We start from the raw sequence: 24,866 nt of genomic DNA on the forward strand, positions 1-24,866 counted from the left end.
GGTCGCCGCCGGCGCCTGGCTGCGCCCGTTCCGCGATCTCGTCTACGCGATGCCCCCGTTCATCACCGGGCCGGAGGATCTGGCGACCATCACCCGCGCGATGGTTGCGGCGGCGCGCCCCCCAGCGCGCCCACACCCGCCGCGCGGCCCCGCCCGCGCCCCCCCCCGCGCCGCCCCCCCCCGCACCCCCCCCCCCCCCCGCCCCCCCCCCCCCCCCCCCCCGCGCCCCCCCCCCCCCCCCCCCCCCCCCCCCCCCCGGGCCACGGGCCAAACCCTCCAAGGGCCTCGTAAGACTCGGCGCCGCCGTGGTTGCGTTCGGTTTCGGGTTTGTGAACACCGTCGGGGGCCTTGCTGTGTTCGGTGTCGCTTCTGGTGTTCGGTTTCGGGGTTTGTGAACTTCTGGGGGCCTTGCTGGGTTCGGCGTGGCCTCTGGTGGTGTTCGGTTTCGGGGTTTGTGAATCTCTGGGGGCCTTGCTGGGCTCGGCGTGGCCTCTGGTGGTGCTCGGTTTCGGGGCTTGTGGGCCTCCGAGGGCCCCGCTGAGGTTCGCGTCGTCGCGGGGTGTGTTCGGCTCCGGCGTGGGGGCAGTCGAGATGGTATTCAGTGGGCGTCTCCGGGTACCTGCTCGCCGACTCTTTGCAGGATCTGTTCGGCGTGGCGGAGAAGTGGGGCGTCCACCATACGACCCTCGTAGGTGAACACGCCGCGGTGGTTCGGGGCTGCGGCGAGGACGCCCTGCGCCCAGGCGACTTCGTCCTGCGAGGGTGCGTAGGCCGCGCGGATCACCGGGATCTGGCTCGGGTGGATCGCTACCTTGATCTCGAAGCCCACCGCTACGGCGTCCTCGGCCTCGGCACGCAACCCCTCGAGGTCACGAATGTTCAGGTAGACCATGTCCAGCGCGAGCCGGCGGTGCGCCTTGGCGGCGAGCAGGCCGGTGCTGCGCAGATGGAGTGCCACATCCCGATAGCTGCCGTCGGCGCGCCGGGTTCCGGTACCGCCCATGGCGGCGACCAGATCCTCCACCCCGCACATCACGCCGAGAGTATTGGGCGCGGCGGCAATCCGCTCGATAGCCAGCGCGCCCGCGGGCGATTCGATCAGGGCGAAAACCGAATAGCCGGTGAGACCGGTGACCTGTTCGGCCGATTCGGTTTTCGGGAGCATGACCAGGCGGTAGTCCGTGTCGCGCAGTGCCCGCAGATCGAGCTCGTGGTCCGGTGTGCCGACCGGGTTCACCCGCACCACCGTGGTGGCCGGGTCGAGCGGGGTTTCGGTGAGCGCCTTCCGGGCCGCGGGTTTATCGGCGGGAGCGACACCGTCCTCGAGGTCGAGGATCACCACGTCCGCGGTGTCGGCGGCCTTGCGGTAACGCTCGGGCCGGTCGGCCGGGCAGAACAGCCAGGCCGGTCCGGCGGGCTGCCACTCGGTATCTGGAACAGTCACTGGCGTTTCCTCCTGCGTGTACCCGGATGCGCCTGCTTTCGCACGGCCCGGATCCGGGCGGCTCTCATACCTGCTCCGCCGGGCGCATCCGGATCATGGCGTGCCGGGTCGCGATCCCGACGATCGTGCCGTGCTGGTTGCGGGCCACATGCCGGAAGGTCACCACGCCCTGGCCGGGCCGGCTCTTCGATTCGCGTTTGTTCAGGACCACGGTTTCCACATAGATGGTGTCGCCGTGGAACAGCGGCGCCGGGAACTTCACGTCCTCGAAGCCGAGGTTGGCGACCGTGGTGCCCTGGGTCAGGTGCGCGACGGCGAGCCCGACCATCGTGCCCAGGGTGAACAGCGAATTCACCAGCCGCTCGTGGAACGGTTCCTGGGCGTCGCTGTAGGCCTTGTCGATGTGCAGGCCCTGATTGTTCATGGTCAGGGTGCTGAACAGCACATTGTCGGTTTCGGTCATGGTGCGGCCGGGCCGGTGCTCGTAGAGCACACCGGTTTCCAATTCCTCGAACCACAAACCGGACTGTACGACCCGGCGTAGGCCGGTGGTGTCGTGTTCGACATCCTTGGTGATCTTGTTGTCGCCACTCACAGGCCGAGCTCCCGTCCGATCAGCATCAGTTGTACTTCCGTGGTGCCCTCGCCGATTTCCAGGATCTTGCTGTCCCGGTAGTGGCGGGCCACCGGATATTCGTTCATGAATCCGTAGCCGCCGAAGATCTGCGTGGCATCGCGAGCGTTGTCCATCGCGGCCTCACTGGCGACGAGTTTGGCGATCGACGCCTGCTTCTTGAACGGTTTACCGGCGAGCATGAGGGCGGCGGCGTCGTAATAGGCGGTGCGGGCGGTATGCGCGCGGGCCTCCATCCGGGCGACCTTGAACGCGATGGCCTGGTTGGACCCGATGGTCCGGCCGAAGGCCTCGCGTTCCCCGGCGTAACGCACGCATTCGTCCACGCAACCCTGCGCCGCGCCCACCGACAGCGCGGCGATGGCGATCCGGCCCTCGTCGAGGATGCGCAGAAAGTTCGCGTAGCCGCGGCCCCGTTCGCCGAGCAGGTTCTCCTTGGGCACCCGGACATCGGTGAAGCTGAGCGGATGGGTGTCGGAGGCGTTCCAGCCGACTTTGTTGTAGGCGGGTTCGGCGATGAAGCCGGGGGTATCGGCCGGGACCAGGATGGTGGAGATCTCCTTCTTCCCGCCGGTCTCCCCGGTCACCGCGGTCACGGTGACCAGCGCGGTGATATCGGTGCCGGAATTGGTGATGAACTGCTTACTGCCGTTGATGACCCAGCTGTCGCCGTCCTCGACGGCCGTCGTGCGGGTACCGCCGGCATCGCTGCCCGCGCCGGGTTCGGTGAGCCCGAACGCACCCAGGTGCTCGCCACTGGCGAGCCGGGGGAGCCACTCCTGTTTCTGTTTCTCGTCACCGAACCGGTAGATCGGCATGGCGCCCAGCGAAACCCCGGCCTCCAGGGTGATGGCGACACTCTGGTCGATTTTGCCGAGTTCCTCGAGGGCCAGGCAGAGCGCGAAATAGTCGCCGCCCATCCCGCCGTACTCCTCGGGGAACGGCAGCCCGAACAACCCCATCTTCGCCATACCGGCGACAACCTCGTACGGGAAGCTGTGCTCGGCATCGTGTTTCGCCGCCACGGGCGCGACGACCTGATTCGCGAAATCCCGCACGGTCAGCGCGAGATCGCGGTAGTGCTCGGGCAGGGTGCCGGTGGAGAGGAAATCGCTCACCTGTGCCTCTTCTCGGGTAGTGGAGTTGTCGCGTCGTCAGGACGCGGGGTCTGCGGCGGTTTCGGACGTGGCGGCGTCGGCTGCCGCACGGCCGGTCGCCGGGGAGTCGGTGGCCGCCGGGTTCGCCGCCTCGGCCGTCGCGGGGTCGGCCGGAGCGTCCGCCGCCGGGCGGGCCGCTGTTTCGGGGTGGACTCGGGCGAGTACTTGATCGAGCCGCACCGAGTCGCCGGGTTTCACCAGGATCTCAGCTGTCCCGCCGAGTGGTGCGGTCAGCGAATGCTCCATCTTCATCGCCTCCACCACCAGCACCGGGTCGCCCGCCGCGACTGTGGCGCCGGAGGTCGTGGCGACGGCGAGGACCGTCCCGGGCATGGGGCTGCGGATCTCGGCGTCGTGGACGGCCGCGTCGCCGGCGCGGGTGGATTCCTCCGCCAGTTCCCGCACCACCGCGACCCCGGCCGGCCCGGCGACCCACAGGTGGTCACCGGATTCGGCGACCCGGTAGTCGCGGCACACTCCGTCGAGAGTGAGGGTTACCGTCCGGACCGGATCACCGTGCTCCGATACCACGCTCACCCTGCCCAATTCGGCCGAGACAGCCACCGGTTCGGCGTCCTCGACCCGCATCTCCGCCGATTCCGGTGTGCCGGTGAGGTAGACGTGCACCGTCCGCTCACCGCCGGTGAGCCGGAACCGGGTCGGGGCGAGCGCGCCGACCCGCCACCCCGTCGGATAGGCCCACGGATCCGCCGGACCCTCCGGCCACCGGCGCAGCCAGCGGTAGACGGCCGCCGCGGCGAACACGTCGTCGGCTACGGGCTCCGGCGTGAAATCACCGGCCCGCCGGTCCAGCAGCGCGGTATCCAGGCGCCCCGCGGCGACATCCCGATCGGCCAGCAGGAAACGCAGGAAATCGATATTCGTGCGTACGCCGAGCACCGCGGTGCCGGCGAGGGCCCGGTCCAGCGCGGCCAGCGCGGAGTCGCGGTCGTGGCCGTGCGCGATGACCTTCGCGAGCATCGGGTCGTAATCGCTGCCCACCACCGTGCCCACCGCGAGACCGGAGTCCACGCGCACACCGGGCCCGGCCGGTTCCGTCAGGTCCACGACCGTGCCGCCGGTCGGCAGGAAATCGCGGGCCGGGTCCTCGGCGTAGACCCGCGCCTCCACGGCGTGGCCGTGCAGGCGGATATCGTCCTGCGTCACCCGGAAGCGCTGTCCCGCGGCGATCCTGAGCTGGCATTCCACCAGGTCGAATCCGGTGACCATCTCGGTGACCGGATGCTCCACCTGCAGCCGGGTGTTCATCTCCATGAAGAAGAATTCGTCCGGCCGGTCGGCGGAGACGATGAACTCCACCGTGCCCGCGCCCACATAGTCCACGCTGCGCGCGGTGGCGCAGGCGGCGGCGCCGATACGCGCGCGGGTCGCGGCGTCCAGCAGCGGGGAAGGCGCTTCCTCGATCACCTTCTGATGCCGGCGCTGCAGACTGCATTCCCGTTCGCCCAGATGCAGCACGGTGCCGTGGGTATCGGCCAGGATCTGCACCTCGATATGGCGCGGGCGGGTGACGAACCGTTCCAGGAACAGGGTGTCGTCTCCGAAGGAGGCCGCGGCCTCCCGCCGGGCGCTGATCAGGGCGGCGGGCAGATCGGCCGGGTCGTCGACCCGCCGCATACCCTTACCGCCGCCGCCCGCGGACGGTTTCACCAGCACCGGGTAACCGATATCGCCGGCGGCCGCAAGGAGATCGGCATCGGTCAGGCCGGGTTCGGCGATCCCCGGTACCACCGGAACTCCCGAGGCCGCCACCGTGGTCTTGGCGGTGATCTTGTCGCCCATGATCTCGATCGCCTTGGCCGGCGGACCCAGGAAGATGATTCCCGCGGCATCCAGAGCGGCGGCGAAAGCGGCGTTCTCCGAGAGGAAGCCGTAGCCGGGGTGTACCGCACCGGCTCCGGTGCGGCGGGCCGCCTCGACGATGCGGTCGATGTTCAGGTAGCTCTCCCGCGCCGCCGCCGGACCCAGCCGTACCGCGGTATCCGCGGCCCGCACATGCGCGGCGTGGGCGTCGGCGTCGCTGTACACGGCCACCGACCGCAGGCCCAGGGAGCGCAGGGTGCGGATGACGCGCACGGCGATCTCACCGCGATTGGCCACCAGCACGGTGTCGAACGGAAGCGGATGATTCGAGTTCAGCACGGTGCTCACATCCTGAAGACGCCGTAGGAGACCGGTTCCAGCGGCGCCTGCGCGCACACCGAGAGAGCCAGTCCGAGCACGGTCCGGGTATCGGCGGGATCGATGACCCCGTCGTCCCAGAGCCGGGCGGTCGAATAGTAGGGATTGCCCTGCGCCTCGTACTGGCGGCGGATCGGTTCCTTGAACGCCTCCTGATCGGTTTCGCTCCAGGGCTGACCGTTACCGTCGAGCTGATCTCCGCGCACGGTGGCCAGCACCGATGCCGCCTGCTCACCGCCCATCACCGAGATCCGGGCGTTCGGCCACATCCACAGGAACCGGGGCGAATACGCGCGCCCGCACATCGAATAGTTCCCGGCCCCGTACGATCCGCCGATCACCACGGTCAGCTTCGGCACCCGCGCGCACGCGACAGCGGTGACCATTTTGGCGCCGTGTTTGGCGATACCGGAGGCTTCGTAGTCGCGCCCGACCATGAACCCGGTGATGTTCTGCAGGAACAGCAGCGGAATCTTGCGTTTATCGCACAGTTCGATGAAATGCGCGCCCTTCATGGCGGATTCGCCGAACAGCACACCGTTGTTCGCGACGATGCCCACGGGATGCCCGTGGATATGCGCGAACCCGGTGACCAGGGTCGTGCCGTATTCCGCCTTGAATTCGTGGAAGCCGGCTTCACCGTCCGCGCCGGCGTCCACCAGGCGGTAGATGACCTCGCGCACGTCGTAGGGGGTGCGCAGATCCACCGGGACCACGTCGTAGAGGTCGTCGGCCGGGATGGCGGGTTCGCGGGCTTCGCGCACCGCCCAGGCCGGTTCCGGGCGCGGTCCGAGCGTGCCCACGATCCGGCGCACGATCCGCAGCGCGTCCCGGTCGTCGGCGGCCAGATGATCCGTGACCCCGGACGTGCGCGAATGCAGCGCGCCGCCGCCGAGCTCCTCGGCGGTCACCACCTCGCCCGTCGCGGCCTTCACCAGCGGCGGTCCGCCGAGGAAGATCGTGCCCTGATCCCGCACGATCACCGCCTCGTCGCTCATCGCCGGGACATACGCTCCGCCCGCGGTACACGACCCCATCACCGCCGCGATCTGCGCGATCCCGCGCGCGCTCATCGTGGCCTGGTTGTAGAAGATCCGGCCGAAATGTTCCCGGTCCGGGAACACCTCGTCCTGTTCGGGCAGGTAGGCGCCGCCGGAATCGACCAGGTACACGCACGGCAGGTTGTTGTGCAGCGCGACTTCTTGGGCCCGCAGATGCTTCTTCACCGTGATCGGGTAGTAGGTGCCGCCCTTCACGGTGGCGTCGTTGGCGACGATCACGCATTCGCGGCCCGCCACCCGGCCGATCCCGGTGATGATTCCCGCTCCCGGCGAATCGTCGCCGTACATCCCGTTGGCTGCCAGCGGGGAGAGTTCGAGGAAGGGGCTACCCGGGTCGAGCAGCTGGTCCACCCGGTCGCGCGGTAGCAGTTTGCCGCGGTCGAGATGGCGCTGCCGGGCCTTCTCCGGGCCGCCCCGGGCGGTCTCGGCGAGGCGGCGGCGCAGCTCCTCGACCAGGGCCAGATTGGCGGCCCGGTTATCGGTGGCCGGCGGGGCCGGCGGTGGGCTCGCGGTGCGGGTCATCACATGATCCTGCCGTCTGAGTTAGTCGCTGATAACTGGAATTGAGGTTAATCTTGACTAACCGAGTTGTCCAGAGCGAGCGAAAGGAGCGCGGGTGACCAGCGCCGATTCTGCCACCCCGACGCGCCGCGAGCAGTTGAAGCAGCAGCGCCGCGATCAGTTGCTCACCGCCGGCGCCCGGCTCATCGCCGAACGCGGCTACCTCGGCATGCGCCTCGACGACCTGGGCGCGGCGGTCGGTATCAGCGGCCCCGCGGTGTACCGGCATTTCCCCAACAAAGAGGCACTGCTCGTCGAGTTGCTGGTCGGTATCAGCCGTCGCCTCCTCGAGGGCGGCACCGCGGTCGCCACCGGCGCGCCCGGCCCTGCCGAAGCGCTGGACGGCCTGGTCGATTTCCACCTCGACTTCGCCCTCGGTGAACCCGAACTCATCAGCATCCAGGACCGCGATCTCGACAACGTCCCCCCCGCGGCCCGCCACGAAATCCGCCGCACCCAACGCCGTTATGTCGAGATCTGGGTCCGCGTGCTCTGCGACCTGACCCCGGGGCTCGACGAGGGCACCGCCCGCATCCAGGCCCACGCGGTCTTCGGCCTGCTCAACTCCACCCCGCACAGCGCCGGCCCGGCCCGCGGCCGCACCCGCTCGGTACTGCGCTCGATGGCATTGACCGCCCTGACCGGCCGCTCCGTCGAGTGACACTGCTCCTGCTGAAGGGCCCGTAGCGGTCGCCGGTTGGGTATCACCGGCAGGACGACGGTCTCCGGAGCCGAAGTGGTGCGTGAAGTGCGCGACGGCTACGACCGGGGCGAAGGGTGATCGTTGTCGATGCCACGGTCTGGGTCGATCTGCTGCGTGGGGCGCTGCCGCCGGGCTATGCGGAGCGGATACGCATCGCCGGGTGCGTTGCTCCACTGCACGTGGATTTCGAGGTCGGTTCGGCACTCATCCGGCTCGCGCGTCGCGGGGAACTGGAATTCGATCAGGCACGCGCCTTGATCGCCGCCTTCAGCACACATCCCGTGGAACGGGTCAGGGATCCGGCCGTTTCGGTTGGTGCTGTGGCGCTGATCGATAACTCCACCTATGCGGATGCCTGGTACATCGCGCTGGCGCAGCGACTCTCGTATCCATTGATGACCTTGGACGATGGAATGCAGAAGGCGGCGCGGATGCCCGACGTGGAAGTCGTCGGCCCGACCGGCTGACAATGAGTGGTATGCAGCTGTCGGAGCGTGTGCTGGGTTTCGCCTTCACGGCCTCCGCGGAGCAGGCCGGTGGCTTCGTGGCAGCCTGTGCGGAGCGCGTCGGGGCCGTCGCGTTCTGGGCTCTCGGCGAGTCCACGGGGCAGGCTGCTTCCGAGTCCTGGTTGCGGGCCCTGGACCTTTTATGGAAGCCGTGGCCCGTGGACGACGCGCAGGTAGCCGCCGTCTACAACGAGCTACAAGACTTGCTCGACGGTATGGCGGACAACGGTCACGATCTCCAGTCGGTGGCCGTCGAGGCCGGCCAGGTCGTGCACTCGGCGCTCGGCTTGTTGCTGTGCGGCGACCCGATGGTCGCAGCGCAGATCGCGCTCGCGGCCTCGGAGCTCGCAGCCGGGCTGGGCGAGCGGGCGAATCGGGCTCTGGCGGCCCGGGAGCAGGCGGCGCAGGAACGCGACGTCCGCACCATCGAGGCAAGCGCCCGACCGGACCTGCCCGCGCTGCGTGCGACCGCAGCCGAGGACGGCCGGTACTACCTGGCCGCCGCAGCCGCCTGGCACCGGATCGAAACGGCGGAACGCTGATCTGCCGCACCGGCCACGCCCATCGGCCGGACCACTCCGGCCGCCTCACCCGGGCGAGCCCGGAGGATCGACGGCCGAGGGCCGGCAGGGTTGCTCGCCGGGGCGAGCTACTGCCGGGGCCGGACGACGATCGCCGCGCGCCGGTACCAGAAGCTGGCGGTATTGCCCTCATTGCCCGTATAGCCCTCGATTTCCGACGCGAACGGCTCCAGCGTCGAATTCGAGTCGCCCGTGCACAACTCCTCGTCCCGGATATCCCTCGTCTCGGGCTCACCGGCCGCACCCGCCCGGTCGATCAGCCAGGTCAGTCTGATATTCGACCAGCGCAGATCGCCGAGATCGTCCGATCCCGGGGCCAGCGGAAGGCTGTCACGCACCGGGATACCAGCGGGGTCGGCGTGCTCGGGTTCCACCATCTCCCCGTCGTCATCGAACTCGACTTCGGAGCTTTCGATACATTTCCACCCGTCCTCGACGCGTTCCCAGCGCTCGCGGTAGATCAACATCCACGAGGTGTAGTCCTCGTCGTAGGTTTCCTCGACCTCCGCGAGCGCCAGCGATACGTCGTATCCCGCCTCGCCGGCCGCCGCGAGCATCATCGCGGCGCGGGCGGAGTCGTGGCCCTTGAGCTGGTCCCACCCGAATCCCTGCTGGGAATACTGATGATCCAGCAGGTAGACGAGTTGACGGGGTACGCGCGTCGCCGGCCGGCCGTCGGCGTATCGCGTCGGCACCTCCACTGGTGCGGAGAAATGTTCGCGCAACTGCTCGGCGATCGGCGCGACCGACGAATGCGTGGCGTACGCGGCGGCGTCCGGCCCGGTACGCCCCCGCGCCACCAGGTTGTAGGTCAGGGTGATCCGGAAACCCTCGGTGACCGGCAGCACCTCGTGCTCGCAGTCGCTGTAGAACGCGACGAACGACAGCTCCTCCGGCGAACCCTGATCGGTAACCCGCGTCCCCTGCTGCTCGATCACGAGCTCCCCGCCGGTGAATGCGGAGGGCAGGGTTACCACCAGGGTGCCGATCATTCCTTCGGCCTTCTCCGAATCCTGGTGGCGCCGAAAGAATTGCCCCGGCTCGTACACCAGCATCGAATGCAGTTCCGCCGACAAGCCGCAGGTCGGCGCCAGGCCCAGCTCCGCCCGCACGGTATCCAGCACGGGCAGCAACGTTTCGCGCCACCGCTCGTCGATCGTTACCCGGTCCAGCGGAACTTCCCAGGTGTTGCGCACATTCGTGTCCAACAGCGTCTGCTCGCGCCGGCCGTACCGCGCCGGCCGCGCGATCTCGCACAGTTGCCGCGCCTGCGCCGGGGGCACCGGCAATCCGATCGGCCCCACCCCATCGACCTCGATCGCCAGGTTCTCCGCCGAGCCCGTCCGGCGCGCGGCGAACGAACCGGTCGGCCGCACCGCACCCATGAGCTCGCCGAGCAACCGTAAAGTCTTGTCCGTCATGCACTTCTCCCGTTTCGACAACGTGCACGGGCATCCTGACAGGACCCACCGACGAACGGGCACAAGCGCCGGCACCCCGCGCACGACCCCGGCGGCGTCGATACGGCGCCGGCCGGGGCGACCGGCTCGCGCGGATCCACAGCCCCTGTCCGGAACAGGCGCGCGAAACCGTCTTGGCTATCAATTAGCTATCGAAATTCTCGGAGCTAACCAGCAGTTGAGGGGGTGATTTCTTTGGAGCCGAGGGCTCGATGGTTTCGGTTGGGCATCGGGCAGCTTCCGTCGGCCGGTCGGTGTATATGGTCATTTACGCCGTAGATCAGCCTTTCGCTCGCTGGAGCATATTCGGGAGGGTTCGGATGACTATCGCCTTGTATCGCCGACCGCCGGGAAAGCATCGGGCCGCCGGCCACCACGCCGCCCGTCGTCCCGCACCCGGCGTGTTGACCGTCGGACTGCTTGTGCTGGTTCTGATAGCGGGGGCGGTGGGCCCCGTGGCCGCCCTGGTGCTGATCGAACACCATCGCGGCGAAATCGTCTTCCCGAGGCCGGGCGCCGCATTCGCGGGAACGGGTGCGCTGCTGGTCGCCGCATCGGTCATGGTGGCACTGCCCCGGCGCCCCGAACGCCCCGCCGATCGGCCTTGGGGGCCGGTATGACCGCGGCTCCCGCCCCGGTGCCCGTCGCGCCGCCGCACTGTGCACATGTCCGGTTGCAGGCCATCATCGATCGACCCGAGCGGCTGCGCGCCGCCGTCACCCGAGTGCTGACTTCCGGTCGGCGCCGCTGGCTGGGCCGCACCGACCTGCACGCCTACGCGCCCCTGACTCGCTGGACCGCAGATCGCTACCCGCCCCTGCCGTCCGGGGCGCCCACCCTGCACACCGCACTCACCGCCGCCGCGACCGGTATCGGCCACACCGGCGACGATGATGTGTACGGGCTCGCCACCGCGGTCATGCTCCTGTCCGGCTGCCCCGCCTACGCCACTGATCCACGATTCTCCGCCGGACCCGCGGTCACGGTGTCGCTGTTCGGTTTCCCCGAAGACGATCTCACCCTCGCCGTCGACCTCGCCACGGTCGTGCTCACCACCTCCGGCGCCCTCACTTCCTGTCACCGAAGCACAATCGACCTCATGCCTGCGCTGGCCGCCGCCGGGTGAGGTCCCGGGCGGCACGGGTTCGGGCCGGGACAGGTAGCCGGCTGCTCAACAGCGCGTCCGGCGGGGCGGGCCGAAGGAAGCTGGTTGTTCAACTCCCTCCAGCATGGGGCGATCTAGCCATTCGAGCCGATCCCAAACCAGCCCTTCGCGCTCAGAGCCGGACGGTGGCCGTTGTGTCGCGGGCCGCGTCGGCGCGGTCGACGTCGGCCAGGTCGAAGCCCTTGGTTTCACGGGCCACCAGCACGGCTACCGCGGTCACCGCGGCGGCCGCCGCGAGATAGACGGCGATCGGGACCGGGGAGTCGAAGACGTCCAGGAGTTTGACCGCGATGACCGGGGCGAGGGAGCCCGCGACGATCGAGGTGACCTGGTAGCCGAGGGATACACCGGAATAGCGCATTCGGGTGGGGAACATCTCCGCCATGATCGCCGGTTGCGGGGCGTACATGAAGGCGTGGGCGATCAGGCCCAGCATGATGGCGGCGGTGATCACCCAGCCGTTGCCGGTGTCCATCATCGGGAAGGCGAAGAAACCCCAGGCGCCGGCCGCGAGGGTGCCGATGAGGTAGACCGGGCGCCGGCCGAGCCGGTCGGCGAGGGCGCCGACCAGCGGGATCGCGGCGAAATGGACGGCGTGGGCGGCGAGCAGCCACCACAGGATGTCGTCGGTCGCCATATCGTGCCGGACCTTCAGATAGGTGATGGTGAAGGTGACGACCAGGTAGTACATGATGTTCTCGCCGAAGCGCAGGCCCATGGCGGTGAACACACCGCGGGGGTAGCGCTTCAGCACCTCGATCGCGCTGAACGACGAGGTCCGGACCTGTTCGGCGGTGCGCTGGGCCGCGGTGAAAATGGGTGCGTCGGTGACCTTGGTGCGCACGTAGTAGCCGATCAGTACCACCACGGCCGAGAGCCAGAAAGCGATCCGCCAGCCCCAGGAGAGGAAGGCGTCGTCGGAGAGGGTCGCGGTGAGGCCCAGCAGGACGAGTGTGGCCAGCAGGTTGCCGCCGGGGACGCCGGACTGCGGCCAGCTCGCCCAGAAACCGCGGCTGCGGTTCGGGCTGTGCTCGGCGACCAGCAGCACCGCACCGCCCCATTCGCCGCCGACGGCGAAGCCCTGCAAGAAGCGCAGCAGGACCAGTAGGGTGGGCGCCGCGTAACCGATCTGGTCGTAGGTGGGCAGGCAGCCCATCAGGAATGTCGCCGCGCCCACCAGGATCAGGCTGAACTGCAGCAGCCGTTTGCGGCCGTACTTGTCGCCGAAATGCCCGAAGACGAGGCCGCCGAGCGGCCGGGCCGCGAAACCGACCGCGTAGGTGAGGAAGGCTTTCAGGATCGCGTCGAGTTCGCTGTCGGATTCCGGGAAGAAGATCTTGCTGAACACCAGCGTCGCCGCGGTGCCGTAGAGGAAGAACTCGTACCACTCCACCACGGTCCCGGCCATGGACGCGGCGACGACCCGCCGCAGGCCGCCCCGGTCGGGGGGCGCGCCGCCCCCGGCTTGTTCCGCCCCGTCCACCACGCTCATCGCAACTCCTCACACGCACGGCCCCCACCGGCAGCGGGGGCCATTCGGAGTATCGCCCGCACGCCGCCGCGGCACCGGCGATTCGGCCGGGTTGGTTCGTACGCTGTCCGATCAGCGGGAACGGTTGGCCGCGGAGGTCAACGGGCCGGCGGCGCGGGGCGTGCTCGCTTGTCCACAGGGACCACGGGTTGTGTACCCGCGGCCGCCCGGCGGGTTACCGGGCCAGTTGCAGGATGAGCGTCGCGGCGACCGGGGTCAGGTACAGCAGGGGGAAGACCGCGGTCTTGTACGAGCGGGCCCGCAACGCGGTCGCGGTGGCGCCGAGGAAATAGAGGATGAGGCCGATGGCCGCGGCGATACCGACCGGCGGGAGGGCGAACCCGGTGAGCAGGCCCAGCGCCCCGGCGGTCTTGGCCAGCGCCAGCCAGTTCCACCACGACCGCGGCACACCGTACTGCTCGAGGGGTTCGACGACGAACTGCTGTTTCGAGAACAGCGAATAGCCCGAGAAGCCGACCCATGCGGCGGTCAGCGTTCCGACGATGTAGTAAGCGATGTTCATCTCGCACCATTTCTTCTGTGACCGGCGAATCCGGCGGGGTACCGGATCGACGACATCGGCCACCCGGGTGTGACATCCCGCCGTGACCGCGTTCGGTCCGACGCGCCGATCGGCTGACCCGGCGGGCGATCGGGTCACCCTAGGGTGGTCCGCATGGCCTCACTTTCCGATCCCAAGGTGCGCGAATTCCTCGGTTACGGAACCCGCACCGCCAAGGTGGCTTTCACCGCGAGCGACGGGCGTCCGGTGGTGACTCCGGTGTGGTTCCTGCTCGACGGTGACGAGCTCGTGTTCAACACGGGCAAGAACACGGCGAAGGGGAAGGCGTTGCAGCGTGACCCACGGATCGCGCTGGTGGTGGACCTCGAGGAGCCGCCGTACGCGGCGGTGCAGATCCAGGGTACGGTGACCCTCTCGGAGGATCCCGCGGAACTGCTGCGCACGGCGACCGCGATCGGGGGCCGCTATATGGGTACGGCCCGCGCCGACGAGTTCGGCCGCCGCAACGGCGTACCCGGTGAACTCCTGGTGCGGGTGCGGCCGACCAAGGTCATCGCCTTCTTCGACGCCGTCGGCTGATATACAGCCGTTCCGCCGGCGGGCGGCTCCGCATCCGGCTGGCGGGGTGCGCTGACCGATGTGAGCGAGAGGTGTGGGTTTCTGCGCCGGGCCCGCGGGAGTACATGGCCGCCGTCCGGTGGGGCGTGTGGGGGCGGTCGTCGGTGCGGCGGGGGTCGTAGGTGCCGGCGGTCCTATGCTCGACCCCATGACCGTGCACTTCATCGGGGCCGGCCCCGGCGCTGCCGATCTGCTGACCGTGCGTGCGGTGGAGCTGCTGCGGCGGTGCCCGGTATGTCTCTACCCCGGGACCTACCTCGACCCCGAGGTGATCGCCCACTGCGCACCCGGTACCGAGCTGATCGACACCCAGCGCCTCGACCTCGACGAGATCACCGCGCAGCTGGTGCGGGCGACCGCGGCCGGGCGGGAGGTGGCCCGGCTGGTGTCCGGTGATCCCTCTATATATTCGGCGCTCACCGAGCAGACGCGCCGGCTCGACGCGGCGGGGGTGGCGTGGGATATCACTCCGGGTGTCCCGGCGTACGCGGCGGCGGCCGCGCTGCTCGGTACGGAGCTGACGGTTCCGGAAGTCGCGCAGTCGGTGGTGCTGACCCGGATGCAAGCCCGGTCGACGGCGATGCCGGCGTCGGAGGCACTGTCCGGATTCGCCCGGACCCGCGCCACCTTGGCGTTGCACCTCGCCGTGACGCGCATCCGGGAGCTGGCGGCGGAACTGGCCGAGTACTACGGGCCCGACTGCCCGGTCGCGGTGGTCTACCGTGCGAGCCAGCCGGACCAGGTCGTACTGCGCGACACCCTGGCCGGGATCGCCGACCGGGTCGAGGCGGCGGGGCTGCGGCAGGCGGCGGTGATCTTGGTGGGCCGTGCGCTCGGTACGGAGGTGGCCTGTGCGCAATCACACCTTTACGATCCGGCGCGCGATCGCGCGCACCTGACGGGATAAGTACCGCAAGGACACATTCGGTGGGCGGTGCCCGGACGTCTCCGGATACGGCCGTGTCCGGGTGCCCCCGTCGGCGGAACGCGGTTGGTGTCGCGCCGGTGCGACGGTAGATTGGGTCGGTGGTCAGGAGTCGGCGCGCGGGTGCGGGTACAGGGTGTCCTACGGCACTCGGCCTGCCGGGTGGTACCGGGCGTCCGATGTAACATCCTCGGCCCGATAAACGGATACTTCCGATGGACATTTCTGCCTGATCGAACGAGAAGTGGACCTGGAACAGCGGACGTCGCGCTACCGGCGGTGCGCGTCTCTTCCGGGTGTTGAGGGGAAGCGCACGCGCGCGGCCCGGAAGCGAGGTTACGGTTGGACCGGCTGGACAACGGCGGGAACGGTACGAACAGTGGTACGGCAGCTACCGATGGGAAGCCGTTTCCGCTGTCGCCCGCGCAGCTGGGCATCTGGTATGTGCAGCACCTCGACCCACAGGTACCGGTCAATATCGCGCAGTATGTCGAACTGCGCGGTGACCTCGATATCGCCACCCTGACCCGTGCCAGCCGGGACGCCTCGCGCGACCTCGGGTCGCCGCTGCTGCGGATCGCCGAAGACGGCGGGGAGCCGCGGCAGTGGGTCGACTATTCGATCGCCGACAGCGACGAGGTCCGCCATATCGATCTGCGCGACGCCGACGATCCGGTGGCCGCGGCGCAGGAGTGGATGCGCGCGGACTACAGCCGCCCGCTGGATCTGACCACAGATCGCCTGGTCGCGAGCTTCGCCCTGCAACTGGCCGACGATCACTGGTACTGGTACTCCCGCGCCCACCACGTGGTCCTCGACGGCTACGGCGCGATGAACAATATGAACCGGGTCGCCGAGCTGTACACGGCGTACCGCGCGGGGACCGAACCGGCGCCGTCGAAGGCCGCCACGCTGCACAACCTGTACGAGCAGGAAATGGCCTACCGCGGTAGCAGCCGTTTCGAATCGGACAAACAGTACTGGGCCGAGCGGATCGCGGGCCTCGAGGAAGGCAGCAGTCTGGCCACCCGGTCGGCCGCGCCGGCCGCCCGGAAATCGGAGGCTCGCGCCGCGCTGAGCGCGCAGAGCCGCCGGCTGCTCGACGACTGTGCGCGGCGGCACGAATCCACGCCCGCCCAGGAATTGCTGGCGGCGTTCGCCGCCTACCTGGCCCGGTGGAACAGTGCCGACGAGGTGATCCTGAGCCTGCCGGTCACCGCCCGCACCACGGCCACCATGCGGCGCTCCGGTGGTGTGTCGTCGACGATTCTGCCGCTGCGGTTGCGCGTCGGCGCCGACAGCACCATTGCCGACCTGCGTAAACAGGTGCAGCTCGAGGTTTCGGGCGCACTGCGCCATCAGCGGTACCGGCACGAGGACATCCGCCGCGACGCCGCCGGCGGCGCCGCGGTGACCACGTCCTTCTTCGGTCCGTGGGTCAACATCATGCTGTTCCAGGACGAGATCCGCCTCGGTGAGATGGTCGGTAACGTCCAGGTGCTCACCACCGGCAACGTCGAAGACCTGGCGGTCAACTTCTATCAGTCCGTCGGCGGTACCGAGTTCCATATCGACTTCGAGGCGAACCCGAACCTCTACAGCGACACCGACACCCATACCCATCACGCCCGGTTCCTGGAGTTCTTCGACCGCTTCCTCACCGCCGGCGCCGACGAACTGGTGGGCCGGCTGGATATCACGACCGCCGCCGAACTCGAGGCGGTGACCCGGACCTGGACCGATACCTCACACGAGGTGCCGGTCACGACCCTGCCGGCGTTGCTGGACGCTCAGCAGGCGCGGACCCCGGACCGCCCCGCGGTCGAATTCGAGGGGACAACTCTGTCCTATGCGGAGTTCGGCGCCCGGGTGAACCGGCTGGCCCGGAAACTGATCGCCGAGGGGGTGGGCCCGGAGACCCGGGTCGCGCTCGGGATGCGCCGTTCGCTCGAACTGGTCGTGGCCATGCACGCGGTCCTGCGCGCGGGCGGCACCTACGTGCCGATCGACCCCGACCATCCGGCCGATCGCACCGCTTACGTACTGGAGAGCTCGGCACCGGTCTGTGTGCTGACGGTGAGCACGGACGGGATGGAACTGCCCGGCGCGGTACGGGTCGTCGAACTGGATACCCTCGATACGTCCGGCTACTCGGCGGAGCCGATCACCGATGCCGAACGGGTGGCACCGCTGCGGCCGGACAACACCGCCTATGTTCTCTACACCTCGGGCACCACCGGCCGCCCGAAAGGTGTGGCCGTCCCGCACAGTGCTGTCGTCAACCAGCAGCTGTGGATGCGCAACGAGTTCGGTATTACCGAAAACGATGTCTACCTGCAGAAGTCGGCGGCCACCTTCGACCTCTCGGTCTGGGGGTACTACCTGCCGTTGATCTCCGGGAGCACGCTGGTCCTGGCCGCGGCGGACGGGCATCGCGATCCGCGCTATATCGCCGAGACGATCGCGTCGCGCGGGGTCACCGTCACCGACTTCGTGCCGTCCGTGCTGGCGGAGTTCGCCACCCACGCCCGCCCCGAGCAACTCGAATCGCTGCGCCAACTGCTGGTGATCGGTGAGGCCCTGCCGGGGCAGACCGTCGCCGCCGTGGCCGCGATTTCGCGGGCTCGCCTGCACAATCTCTACGGCCCCACCGAGGCCACGGTCTCCGTTACCTACTGGGATGCCGAGGGTGCCGAAACGGGCACCGTGCCGATCGGTGTCCCGGAATGGAACGTCGGGATCCGCGTGCTGGATTCGCGGCTGCGGCCGGCTCCCGTCGGTGCCGAGGGTGAACTGTATCTGTCGGGCCGGCAGCTGGCGCGCGCCTACCACGGGCGCCCGGACCTCAGCGCGGAACGTTTCGTCGCCGATCCGTTCGGCGCGCCGGGCGAGCGTATGTACCGCACGGGCGACCTGGTGCGGTGGCGTCCGGACGGTGCGCTCGACTATGTCGGGCGCTCCGATTTCCAGGTGAAGTTCCGCGGCCAGCGCATCGAACTGGGGGAGATCGAAACCGATCTGCTGGCCCATCCCACCGTCGGCCGGGCCGTGGTGCTGGTGGTCGAGACCGCGACCGGTCAGCATCTGGCCGGGTACGTGGTTCCGGCGCCGGGACAGACGGCCGATCCCGACGAGCTGACCCGGTTCCTGGGCGAGACCCTGCCCACCTATATGGTGCCGGCGGCGCTCATGGTGCTCGACGAATTGCCGCTCAACGCGTCCGGGAAACTGGACCGTAAGGCGCTGCCCGAGCCGATGTTCCGGACCCGGGAGTTCCGGGCACCGTCGACTCCGGTCGAGGAGATCGTCGCCGCGACCTTCGCGCAGGTCGTGGGTGTCGAACGGGTCGGCGCGGACGACGACTTCTTCGAGCTGGGCGGTAACTCGCTGATCGCGACGCAGGTCGCGGCCCGGCTCGGCGCGGCCCTGGACACCCAGGTGCCGGTGCGCATGCTGTTCGAGGTGTCGACCGTGGCCGGGCTGGCCCGCCGGTTGCAGGACGAGGCCGGGTCCGGCCGGCGCCGGCCGTTGCTGCCGCAGCAGCGCCCGACCCGGGTGCTCGCCTCCGGCGAGGTCGTCGAGGCGGTGCCGCTGTCGCCGGCGCAGCAGCGCATGTGGTTCATCAACCAGTTCGATCCGTCGATCCCGGCCTACAACGTGCCCTTCGTGATCCGGATGAAGGGTCAGGTGGATCTGGCGGCGCTGCAGGCCGCGATGCGCGATGTGATGGCGCGGCAGCAGTCGCTGCGGACCATCCATCCCGAATCGGAGGACGGCGGCTACCAGCTGGTGCTGCCGATCGACGAGATCGAGACGGAGGTTCCGGTCGAGCCGATCGATGCGGCCGGCCTGCACACCGCGCTCACCGAATTCGCGGCGATCGGTTTCGACGTCACCCGGGAACTCCCGTTCCGCTGGCGGATCTACGAAGTGACGGGTAGCCGCTCCAACGGCACCCCCGAATACGCCGTCGCGTTCGTGCTGCACCATATCGCCGCCGACGGCTGGTCGATGGGGCCGCTGTCGCGTGATGTCGCCGCCGCCTACCTGGCGCGGGCCGCGGGCTCGGAACCGCAGTTGCCGCAGCTGCCGGTGCAGTACCAGGATTACAGCCTCTGGCAGCGCGAACTGCTCGGCTCGGAATCGGATCCCGAATCCGTTGCCGCGCGCCAGATCGCCTTCCACCGCGAACAGCTCGCGGGTCTGCCCGATCAGCTGGAACTGCCCACCGACCGGCCGCGGCCACCGGCGCAGAGTTTCCGCGGCGACCGGGTATCGGCCGATATCGATGCCGAGATGCACGCCCGGCTCGAGGCTTTGGCCCGGCAGCAGGGCGTCACCCTGTTCATGCTGTTGCACGCGTCGCTGGCGGTGCTGCTGTCCCGGCTGTCGGGAACCACCGATATCGGGATCGGCACCCCGGTCGCCGGACGTGGTGAGGCCGCACTCGACGATCTCATCGGTATGTTCGTCAACACCCTGGTGTTGCGCTCGGAGATCGACGACGAGCAGACGTTCACCGAATTGCTCGCCGAAACCCGCAAACGGGATCTGGCGACCTTCGCCAACGCGGATGTGCCGTTCGAGCGGATCGCCGAGATCGTGCATCCGGCGCGTTCGCAGGCGGTGAACCCGCTGGTGCAGGTGATGCTCTCGTTCCAGGAGATCGCGCACGCGACCCTCGAGGTTCCGGGGCTGACGATCAGCGCCGAGGAGATCGAACTCGATATCGCCAAGTTCGACCTGCTGTGGACGATCACCGAGAAGCGGGGCGGCCGGGGCGAGCCGACGGGTATGGGACTGGTGCTGTCCTATGCCACCGACCTGTTCGACGAATCGACCGTGGCCTCGTTCGTCGCGCGCTGGCAGCGGTTGCTGGCCGTCATCGTGGCGGATCCGGAGATCGGCGTCGGCGCGATCGATCTGCTCGATACCGCCGAGCGCGCCGAACTCACCAGCTGCAGTGGTGGACCGGCCGCACAGCCCGATACCCTGGCCGGCCTGCTGGCCGCCGCGGCGATCACCAACCCCGAGGGCATCGCGGTCTTCGCCGACGACGAGGCCTACACCTATGCCGAGCTCGACACCGCGTCGAACCAGCTGGCCCGGGTCCTCATCGAGCGGGGTGCGGGGCCGGAGGTCTCGGTCGCGCTGGCACTGAGCCGTTCGTGGCGTTATCAGCTGGCCCTGTGGGCGATCGTCAAATCCGGGTCGGTGCTGGTCCCGATCGACCCCACCTACCCGGCCGACCGTATCGCCCATATGGTCACCGATTCCGGCGCCGCCTTCGGCCTCACCGAGGACGAGGAGCTCGCGGAACTGCCGCCGCTGTCCGGCGGCTGGATCAGCCTCGACGATCCGGAATTCGCCGCGGATATCCTGGCGAGCCCGGTGGACGCGATCACCGATGCGGATCGCCGCGCGCCGCTGCGCACCTCGAACACGGCGTACATGATCTACACCTCCGGTTCGACCGGTCTGCCCAAGGGCGTGGCGGTGACCCATGCCGGCCTGCGCAACTTCAGCGTCGAACAGGTGCAGCGGTACGGACTCGATACCTCCACCCGCGCACTGGCTTTCGCGTCGCCGTCGTTCGACGCCTCGATGCTGGAGTTGCTGCTGGTGATCGGGTCGGCGGGGACGCTGGTGGTGGTGCCGCCGATGATGTACGGCGGTGCGGAGCTGGCGGATCTGATCGAGACGGCCGGGGTGACCCATGCCTTCATCACCCCGTCGGTGCTGGCCTCGCTGGATCCGAACGCGTTGTCGGGGATGCGGGCCATCGTCGCCGGTGGTGAAGCGGTTCCGGCCGATCTGGTGGCCCGCTGGGCGGGGATGCCCGGCCGCGATTTCTACAACGGGTACGGCCCCACCGAGACCACGATCATGTCCAATATCAGCGCCCCGCTGGTTCCCGGAATGCCGGTCACCATCGGCGGGCCGGTGCGCGGGATGCGGTCGCTGGTCCTGGACAGCCGGTTGAACCCGGTACCGGAGGGTGTCACCGGTGAGCTGTACATCGGTGGTATCCAGCTGGCCCGCGGTTACCACGCGCGGGCCGCGCTGACCGCCGGTCGTTTCGTCGCCGACCCCTACGGCGAACCCGGCGCGCGTCTCTACCGCACGGGTGACGTGGTGCGCTGGCGCCGCGACGCCGCCGGCGCGCTGACCGTCGAATACGTGGGCCGCAACGACTTCCAGGTGAAGGTGCGCGGTTTCCGCATCGAACTGGGCGAGATCGACGCCGCGCTGACCTCGTACCCGGCCGTCGACTTCGCCGTGACGATCGGCCACGAGAATGTCTCGGGCGCGATGTCTCTGGCATCGTATGTCGTTGCCGCACCGGGTCATTCGATCGAGGTGCCGGCGCTCACCGCGCATATCCAGGACCGGCTGCCCGGCTATATGGTGCCGTCCTCGATCATGGTGCTCGACGAGATCCCGCTGACCCCGGTGGGCAAGCTTGATCGCCGCGCGCTGCCGGTACCGCAGTTCCAGACCCAGACCTTCCGCGCCCCCGTCACCCCCATCGAGGAAATCGTGGCGGGCGTGTTCGCCGAGGTCCTCGGGGTGGAACGAGTCGGCCTCGACGACGATTTCTTCGAGCTGGGCGGTAACTCGCTGATCGCGACGCAGGTCGCGGCGCGGCTCGGCGCCGCTCTGGGCACCCGCGTACCGGTGCGCACCCTGTTCGAGGCCTCCACGGTGATGGCGCTCGCCGCCCGGGTCGAATCGCATGTCGGCGAGGGCGCCCGCCAGGCGCTGGTCCCGCGCAGCCGCGAGGGCGATATCCCGCTGTCGCTGGCGCAGCAGCGGATGTGGTTCCTCAACCGCTACGACACCGAATCCGCGGTCAACAACATTCCCATCGCCATCCGGATGTCCGGTGAACTCGATGTGGCCGCGTTGCAGGTCGCGGTGATCGATGTGATCGACCGGCACGAATCCCTGCGCACCGTGTTCCCGGAAACCGGGCATACCCCGGTGCAGGTGATTCTCGATGCGGCGCAGGTGGTTCCGGACCTCACGCCGTTCCGGATCCGCGAAGACAAACTGATCGACCACCTGACCGATCTCGCGACGATGGCCTTCGACGTCACCAGCGAAGTGCCGTTGCACGCCCGGCTGTTCGAGATCAGCGAGACCGAGTACGTGCTCGGTATGGTGGTGCACCATATCTCCGCCGACGGCTGGTCGATCGGGCCGCTGGCGCGCGATGTCATGGCCGCCTACGCGGCCCGGATCAGCTGGGAATCGCCGGCCTGGGTGAAACTTCCGGTGCAGTACGCGGATTACGCGTTGTGGCAGCGGGAGGTGCTCGGTTCCGAGGACGACCCCGACTCGCTGATCTCCGGCCAGATCCGGTACTGGAAACAGCAGCTGGCCGGGATTCCCGACGAACTGGCGCTGCCCGCGGATCGTCCGCGGCCCGCGGTCTCGTCGTATGTGGGTGGCGTGCACTCGTTCGTGATCGGCCCGGATATGCGGCGCCGGATCGCGGAACTGGGCCGCCGGCACAACGCGTCGCCGTTCATGGTGGTGCACAGTGCGCTGGTCGCACTCCTGACCAGGCTGACCGGGGAATCCGATATCGCCGTCGGTACACCTGTCGCGGGTCGCGGTGAGCCGGCACTGGAAAACCTGGTCGGCATGTTCGTGAACACGCTGGTCCTGCGCACCCAGGTCGAGGGCGGCACGACCTTCGCCGATCTGCTTGCCGAGGTGCGTAATACAGACCTGCAGGCGTTCGCGCACGCCGATGTGCCGTTCGAGCGGTTGGTGGAGGTACTGAACCCCACCCGGTCCCAGGCCCGGCATCCGTTCTTCCAGGTGGCGTTGTCGTTCGAGAACCTCCCGGACCGGCATTTCGAACTGCCGGAACTGCGGGTGGCGCCGGTCGACTACGAGATCGGGCTCGAGAAATTCGACCTGTCGCTCAATTTCCGCGGCATGGGCGACGATACGAATTCCCCGATGCTGGGCGAACTGTCGTTCTCCCGCGATCTGTTCGATCCCGGTACCGCGGCCTCGTTCGCCGACCGTTTCGTGCGGTTGCTGGAAGCCGCCGTATCGGATCCGTCGTTGCCGGTCGGGGATTTCGACGTCCTGGACCGCAGTGAACGCGCGCGCGTGCTGGCGGAGTGGAACACCACCGACCATGCGCTGCCGGAAAGCCTGCTGCTGGACGGGTTCCAGCGTGCGGCGGCCGCTTATCCGGATCGGGTGGCGGTGTCGTTCGAGGGCACCGATCTCACCTACGGGGAGTTCGCGGGCCGGGTGAACCGCTTGGCGCGGTTGCTGATCGCGCAGGGTGTGGGTCCGGAGTCGTTGGTCGGTTTGCTGGTGTCGCGGTCGGTCGACCTGGTGGTCGGCATGTATGCCGTGCTCACCGCGGGTGGTGCGTATGTGCCGCTGGATCCGGCGCATCCGGCCGAGCGGATCGGTTACATCCTGGATACCGCGGCACCGGTCTGTCTGCTGACCACTGCTGCTGATGCGGGTGCTGTTCCGGAGGGGACAGGTGTGCCCGTACTGGAGCTGGACACCCTCGACACCAGCGGTTACGAGGCTTCGACTGTCACCGATGCCGATCGACTCGGCCCGGTGCGGCCGAGCAATTCCGCGTATGTGATCTTCACGTCGGGTTCGACGGGTCGGCCGAAGGGTGTGGCGGTGCCGCATTCGGCGATCGCGAATCAGGTCGCGTGGATGCTCGCGCAGTACCCGATGGGTGCCGAGGACGTGTACCTGCAGAAGACCGCGACCACGTTCGACGTCTCGCTGTGGGGCTATTTCCTCCCCTTGGCTGCGGGTGCCCGCCTGGTCGTCGCCACGCCGGACGGACATCGTGATCCCGCCTACCTCGCGCGGGTGATCGCCGAACAGAACGTGACGGTGACCGACTTCGTGCCGTCGATGCTGACGGTGTTTGCCGCACACACCGCTACCGGTTCGATCCCGACCCTGCAGCACGTGTTCGTGATCGGTGAGGCGTTGCCGCCGGAAACCGTGACCGCGATGCACGCGGTCTCCGATGCCGCGGTGCACAACCTCTACGGCCCGACCGAGGCCGCGGTGTCGATCACCTACTGGCAGGCCACAGGTGCCGAGTCGGGCAGTGTGCCGATCGGTGTGCCGCAATGGAACAGCCGTGTCTACGTGCTGGATTCACGGCTGCATCCGGTGCCCGAGGGCGTGACGGGTGAGCTGTATCTCGCGGGTGATCAACTCGCCCGGGGCTATGTGACGCGTCCGGATCTGAGTTCGGATCGGTTCGTGGCCAGCCCGTTCGATGTGGGTACGCGGATGTACCGCACGGGCGACCTCGTGCGCTGGACGCGGGTCGACGGTGTACCCGTGCTGGAGTATCTGGGTCGTACGGATTTCCAGGTGAAGTTCCGTGGTCAGCGCATCGAACTCGGGGAGATCGAGTCGGCGTTGCTGGCGCAGCCGCAGGTGAGCCAGGCTGTGGTGACGGTGGCGGGCTCCGATCTGGGTGAGCAACTGGTCGGCTACGTGGTGCCCGCACCGGGCGCCCGGATCGTGCAGGCCGATCTGCTGGATGCCGTGCGTGATGTGTTGCCGGTGTATATGGTTCCGGCGGCGGTGGTCGAACTCGACGCGTTCCCGTTGAACACCTCCGGGAAGCTGGACCGTAAGGCGTTGCCGGAGCCGGTGTTCCAGGCGCGGGAGTTCCGGGCGCCGTCGACTCCGATCGAGGAGATCGTGGCGAATGTGTTCGCCGATGTTCTCGGTGTGGAGCGGATCGGTGCCGATGATGATTTCTTCGCGCTC

Annotated in this window: 16 protein-coding genes; 8 read left to right on the plus strand and 8 right to left on the minus strand. The window is 68.6% G+C overall.

Going from position 1 to position 24,866, the window contains the following annotated elements:
* Positions 1 to 598 precede the first annotated feature (598 nt).
* The 5 genes from QH276_RS25820 to QH276_RS25840 all read right to left on the minus strand — a co-directional run bounded on the left by QH276_RS25820 (position 599) and on the right by QH276_RS25840 (position 7,020).
* Positions 599 to 1,444, minus strand: coding sequence for an HpcH/HpaI aldolase/citrate lyase family protein (locus QH276_RS25820; protein WP_280402165.1), 846 nt, complete (start codon positions 1,442 to 1,444; stop codon positions 599 to 601).
* Positions 1,445 to 1,508: 64 nt separating this feature from the next.
* A complete protein-coding gene (locus tag QH276_RS25825) occupies positions 1,509 to 2,039 on the minus strand; it encodes a MaoC family dehydratase (RefSeq protein ID WP_280402164.1) in 531 nt (176 codons plus the stop codon).
* A complete protein-coding gene (locus QH276_RS25830) occupies positions 2,036 to 3,196 on the minus strand; it encodes an acyl-CoA dehydrogenase family protein (protein ID WP_280402163.1) in 1,161 nt (386 codons plus the stop codon). The genes QH276_RS25825 and QH276_RS25830 overlap by 4 nt, the downstream gene beginning before the upstream one ends.
* A 36-nt stretch (positions 3,197 to 3,232) precedes the next feature.
* Entirely contained in the window at positions 3,233 to 5,398 is a 2,166-nt protein-coding gene (locus tag QH276_RS25835; RefSeq protein WP_280402166.1) for a biotin carboxylase N-terminal domain-containing protein, read from the minus strand.
* 5 nt (positions 5,399 to 5,403) lie between these two features.
* Positions 5,404 to 7,020 carry a carboxyl transferase domain-containing protein gene (locus QH276_RS25840; RefSeq protein WP_280402162.1) on the minus strand — a complete coding sequence of 539 codons (1,617 nt, stop codon included), beginning with the start codon at positions 7,018 to 7,020 and terminating at the stop codon, positions 5,404 to 5,406.
* A 94-nt stretch (positions 7,021 to 7,114) separates the two neighbouring features.
* Here QH276_RS25840 and QH276_RS25845 point away from each other — a divergent pair, with 94 nt between their 5' ends.
* The 3 genes from QH276_RS25845 to QH276_RS25855 all read left to right on the plus strand — a co-directional run bounded on the left by QH276_RS25845 (position 7,115) and on the right by QH276_RS25855 (position 8,810).
* On the plus strand, positions 7,115 to 7,720 hold the full coding sequence (locus tag QH276_RS25845; RefSeq protein ID WP_280402161.1) for an SACE_7040 family transcriptional regulator: 606 nt from the start codon (positions 7,115 to 7,117) through the stop codon (positions 7,718 to 7,720).
* 116 nt (positions 7,721 to 7,836) lie between these two features.
* On the plus strand, positions 7,837 to 8,229 hold the full coding sequence (locus QH276_RS25850; RefSeq protein ID WP_280402160.1) for a type II toxin-antitoxin system VapC family toxin: 393 nt from the start codon (positions 7,837 to 7,839) through the stop codon (positions 8,227 to 8,229).
* An 11-nt stretch (positions 8,230 to 8,240) separates the two neighbouring features.
* Entirely contained in the window at positions 8,241 to 8,810 is a 570-nt protein-coding gene (locus tag QH276_RS25855; protein ID WP_280402159.1) for a hypothetical protein, read from the plus strand.
* Between the two features lie 107 nt (positions 8,811 to 8,917).
* Here QH276_RS25855 and QH276_RS25860 read toward each other — a convergent pair whose 3' ends face one another.
* Positions 8,918 to 10,270, minus strand: a complete 1,353-nt coding sequence (locus QH276_RS25860) for a 2OG-Fe(II) oxygenase (RefSeq protein ID WP_280402158.1) — start codon at positions 10,268 to 10,270, stop codon at positions 8,918 to 8,920.
* A gap of 359 nt (positions 10,271 to 10,629) precedes the next feature.
* Between QH276_RS25860 and QH276_RS25865 the strand changes: the two genes are divergently transcribed.
* Complete coding sequence (locus QH276_RS25865; RefSeq protein ID WP_280402157.1) at positions 10,630 to 10,929, plus strand: hypothetical protein; 300 nt, start codon at positions 10,630 to 10,632, stop codon at positions 10,927 to 10,929.
* Positions 10,926 to 11,435, plus strand: coding sequence for a hypothetical protein (locus tag QH276_RS25870; RefSeq protein WP_280402156.1), 510 nt, complete (start codon positions 10,926 to 10,928; stop codon positions 11,433 to 11,435). The genes QH276_RS25865 and QH276_RS25870 overlap by 4 nt, the downstream gene beginning before the upstream one ends.
* 151 nt (positions 11,436 to 11,586) lie before the next feature.
* Here QH276_RS25870 and QH276_RS25875 read toward each other — a convergent pair whose 3' ends face one another.
* Together QH276_RS25875 and QH276_RS25880 are read right to left on the minus strand one after the other, a co-directional pair.
* Positions 11,587 to 12,966 carry an MFS transporter gene (locus QH276_RS25875; protein WP_280402155.1) on the minus strand — a complete coding sequence of 460 codons (1,380 nt, stop codon included), beginning with the start codon at positions 12,964 to 12,966 and terminating at the stop codon, positions 11,587 to 11,589.
* Positions 12,967 to 13,180: 214 nt separating this feature from the next.
* Complete coding sequence (locus tag QH276_RS25880) at positions 13,181 to 13,528, minus strand: DoxX family protein (RefSeq protein WP_280402154.1); 348 nt, start codon at positions 13,526 to 13,528, stop codon at positions 13,181 to 13,183.
* Between the two features lie 153 nt (positions 13,529 to 13,681).
* Between QH276_RS25880 and QH276_RS25885 the strand changes: the two genes are divergently transcribed.
* From QH276_RS25885 to QH276_RS25895, 3 genes are all read left to right on the plus strand, one after another.
* Positions 13,682 to 14,107 (plus strand): PPOX class F420-dependent oxidoreductase, encoded by a 426-nt coding sequence (locus QH276_RS25885; RefSeq protein ID WP_280402153.1) that lies wholly within the window; start codon positions 13,682 to 13,684, stop codon positions 14,105 to 14,107.
* A 187-nt stretch (positions 14,108 to 14,294) separates the two neighbouring features.
* Positions 14,295 to 15,053 (plus strand): precorrin-4 C(11)-methyltransferase, encoded by a 759-nt coding sequence (cobM, locus tag QH276_RS25890; RefSeq protein WP_280402152.1) that lies wholly within the window; start codon positions 14,295 to 14,297, stop codon positions 15,051 to 15,053.
* Positions 15,054 to 15,413: 360 nt separating this feature from the next.
* Positions 15,414 to 24,866 (plus strand): non-ribosomal peptide synthetase (locus QH276_RS25895; protein ID WP_280406929.1); only part of this gene is annotated, 9,453 nt, incomplete at its 3' end.

The sequence above is a fragment of the Nocardia carnea genome (genome assembly GCF_029869215.1).
GTDB lineage: Bacteria > Actinomycetota > Actinomycetes > Mycobacteriales > Mycobacteriaceae > Nocardia > Nocardia carnea_B.

Excerpts from the sequence above, each read along its gene's own strand:
- QH276_RS25875 (WP_280402155.1), bottom strand. The coding sequence starts at position 12,966 with ATGAGCGTGGTGGACGGGGCGGAACAAGCCGGGGGCGGCGCGCCCCCC.
- QH276_RS25880 (WP_280402154.1), bottom strand. The coding sequence starts at position 13,528 with ATGAACATCGCTTACTACATCGTCGGAACGCTGACCGCCGCATGGGTC.
- QH276_RS25870 (WP_280402156.1), top strand. The coding sequence starts at position 10,926 with ATGACCGCGGCTCCCGCCCCGGTGCCCGTCGCGCCGCCGCACTGTGCA.
- QH276_RS25860 (WP_280402158.1), bottom strand. The coding sequence starts at position 10,270 with ATGACGGACAAGACTTTACGGTTGCTCGGCGAGCTCATGGGTGCGGTG.
- QH276_RS25865 (WP_280402157.1), top strand. The coding sequence starts at position 10,630 with ATGACTATCGCCTTGTATCGCCGACCGCCGGGAAAGCATCGGGCCGCC.
- QH276_RS25855 (WP_280402159.1), top strand. The coding sequence starts at position 8,241 with ATGCAGCTGTCGGAGCGTGTGCTGGGTTTCGCCTTCACGGCCTCCGCG.
- QH276_RS25840 (WP_280402162.1), bottom strand. The coding sequence starts at position 7,020 with ATGACCCGCACCGCGAGCCCACCGCCGGCCCCGCCGGCCACCGATAAC.
- cobM (WP_280402152.1), top strand. The coding sequence starts at position 14,295 with ATGACCGTGCACTTCATCGGGGCCGGCCCCGGCGCTGCCGATCTGCTG.
- QH276_RS25885 (WP_280402153.1), top strand. The coding sequence starts at position 13,682 with ATGGCCTCACTTTCCGATCCCAAGGTGCGCGAATTCCTCGGTTACGGA.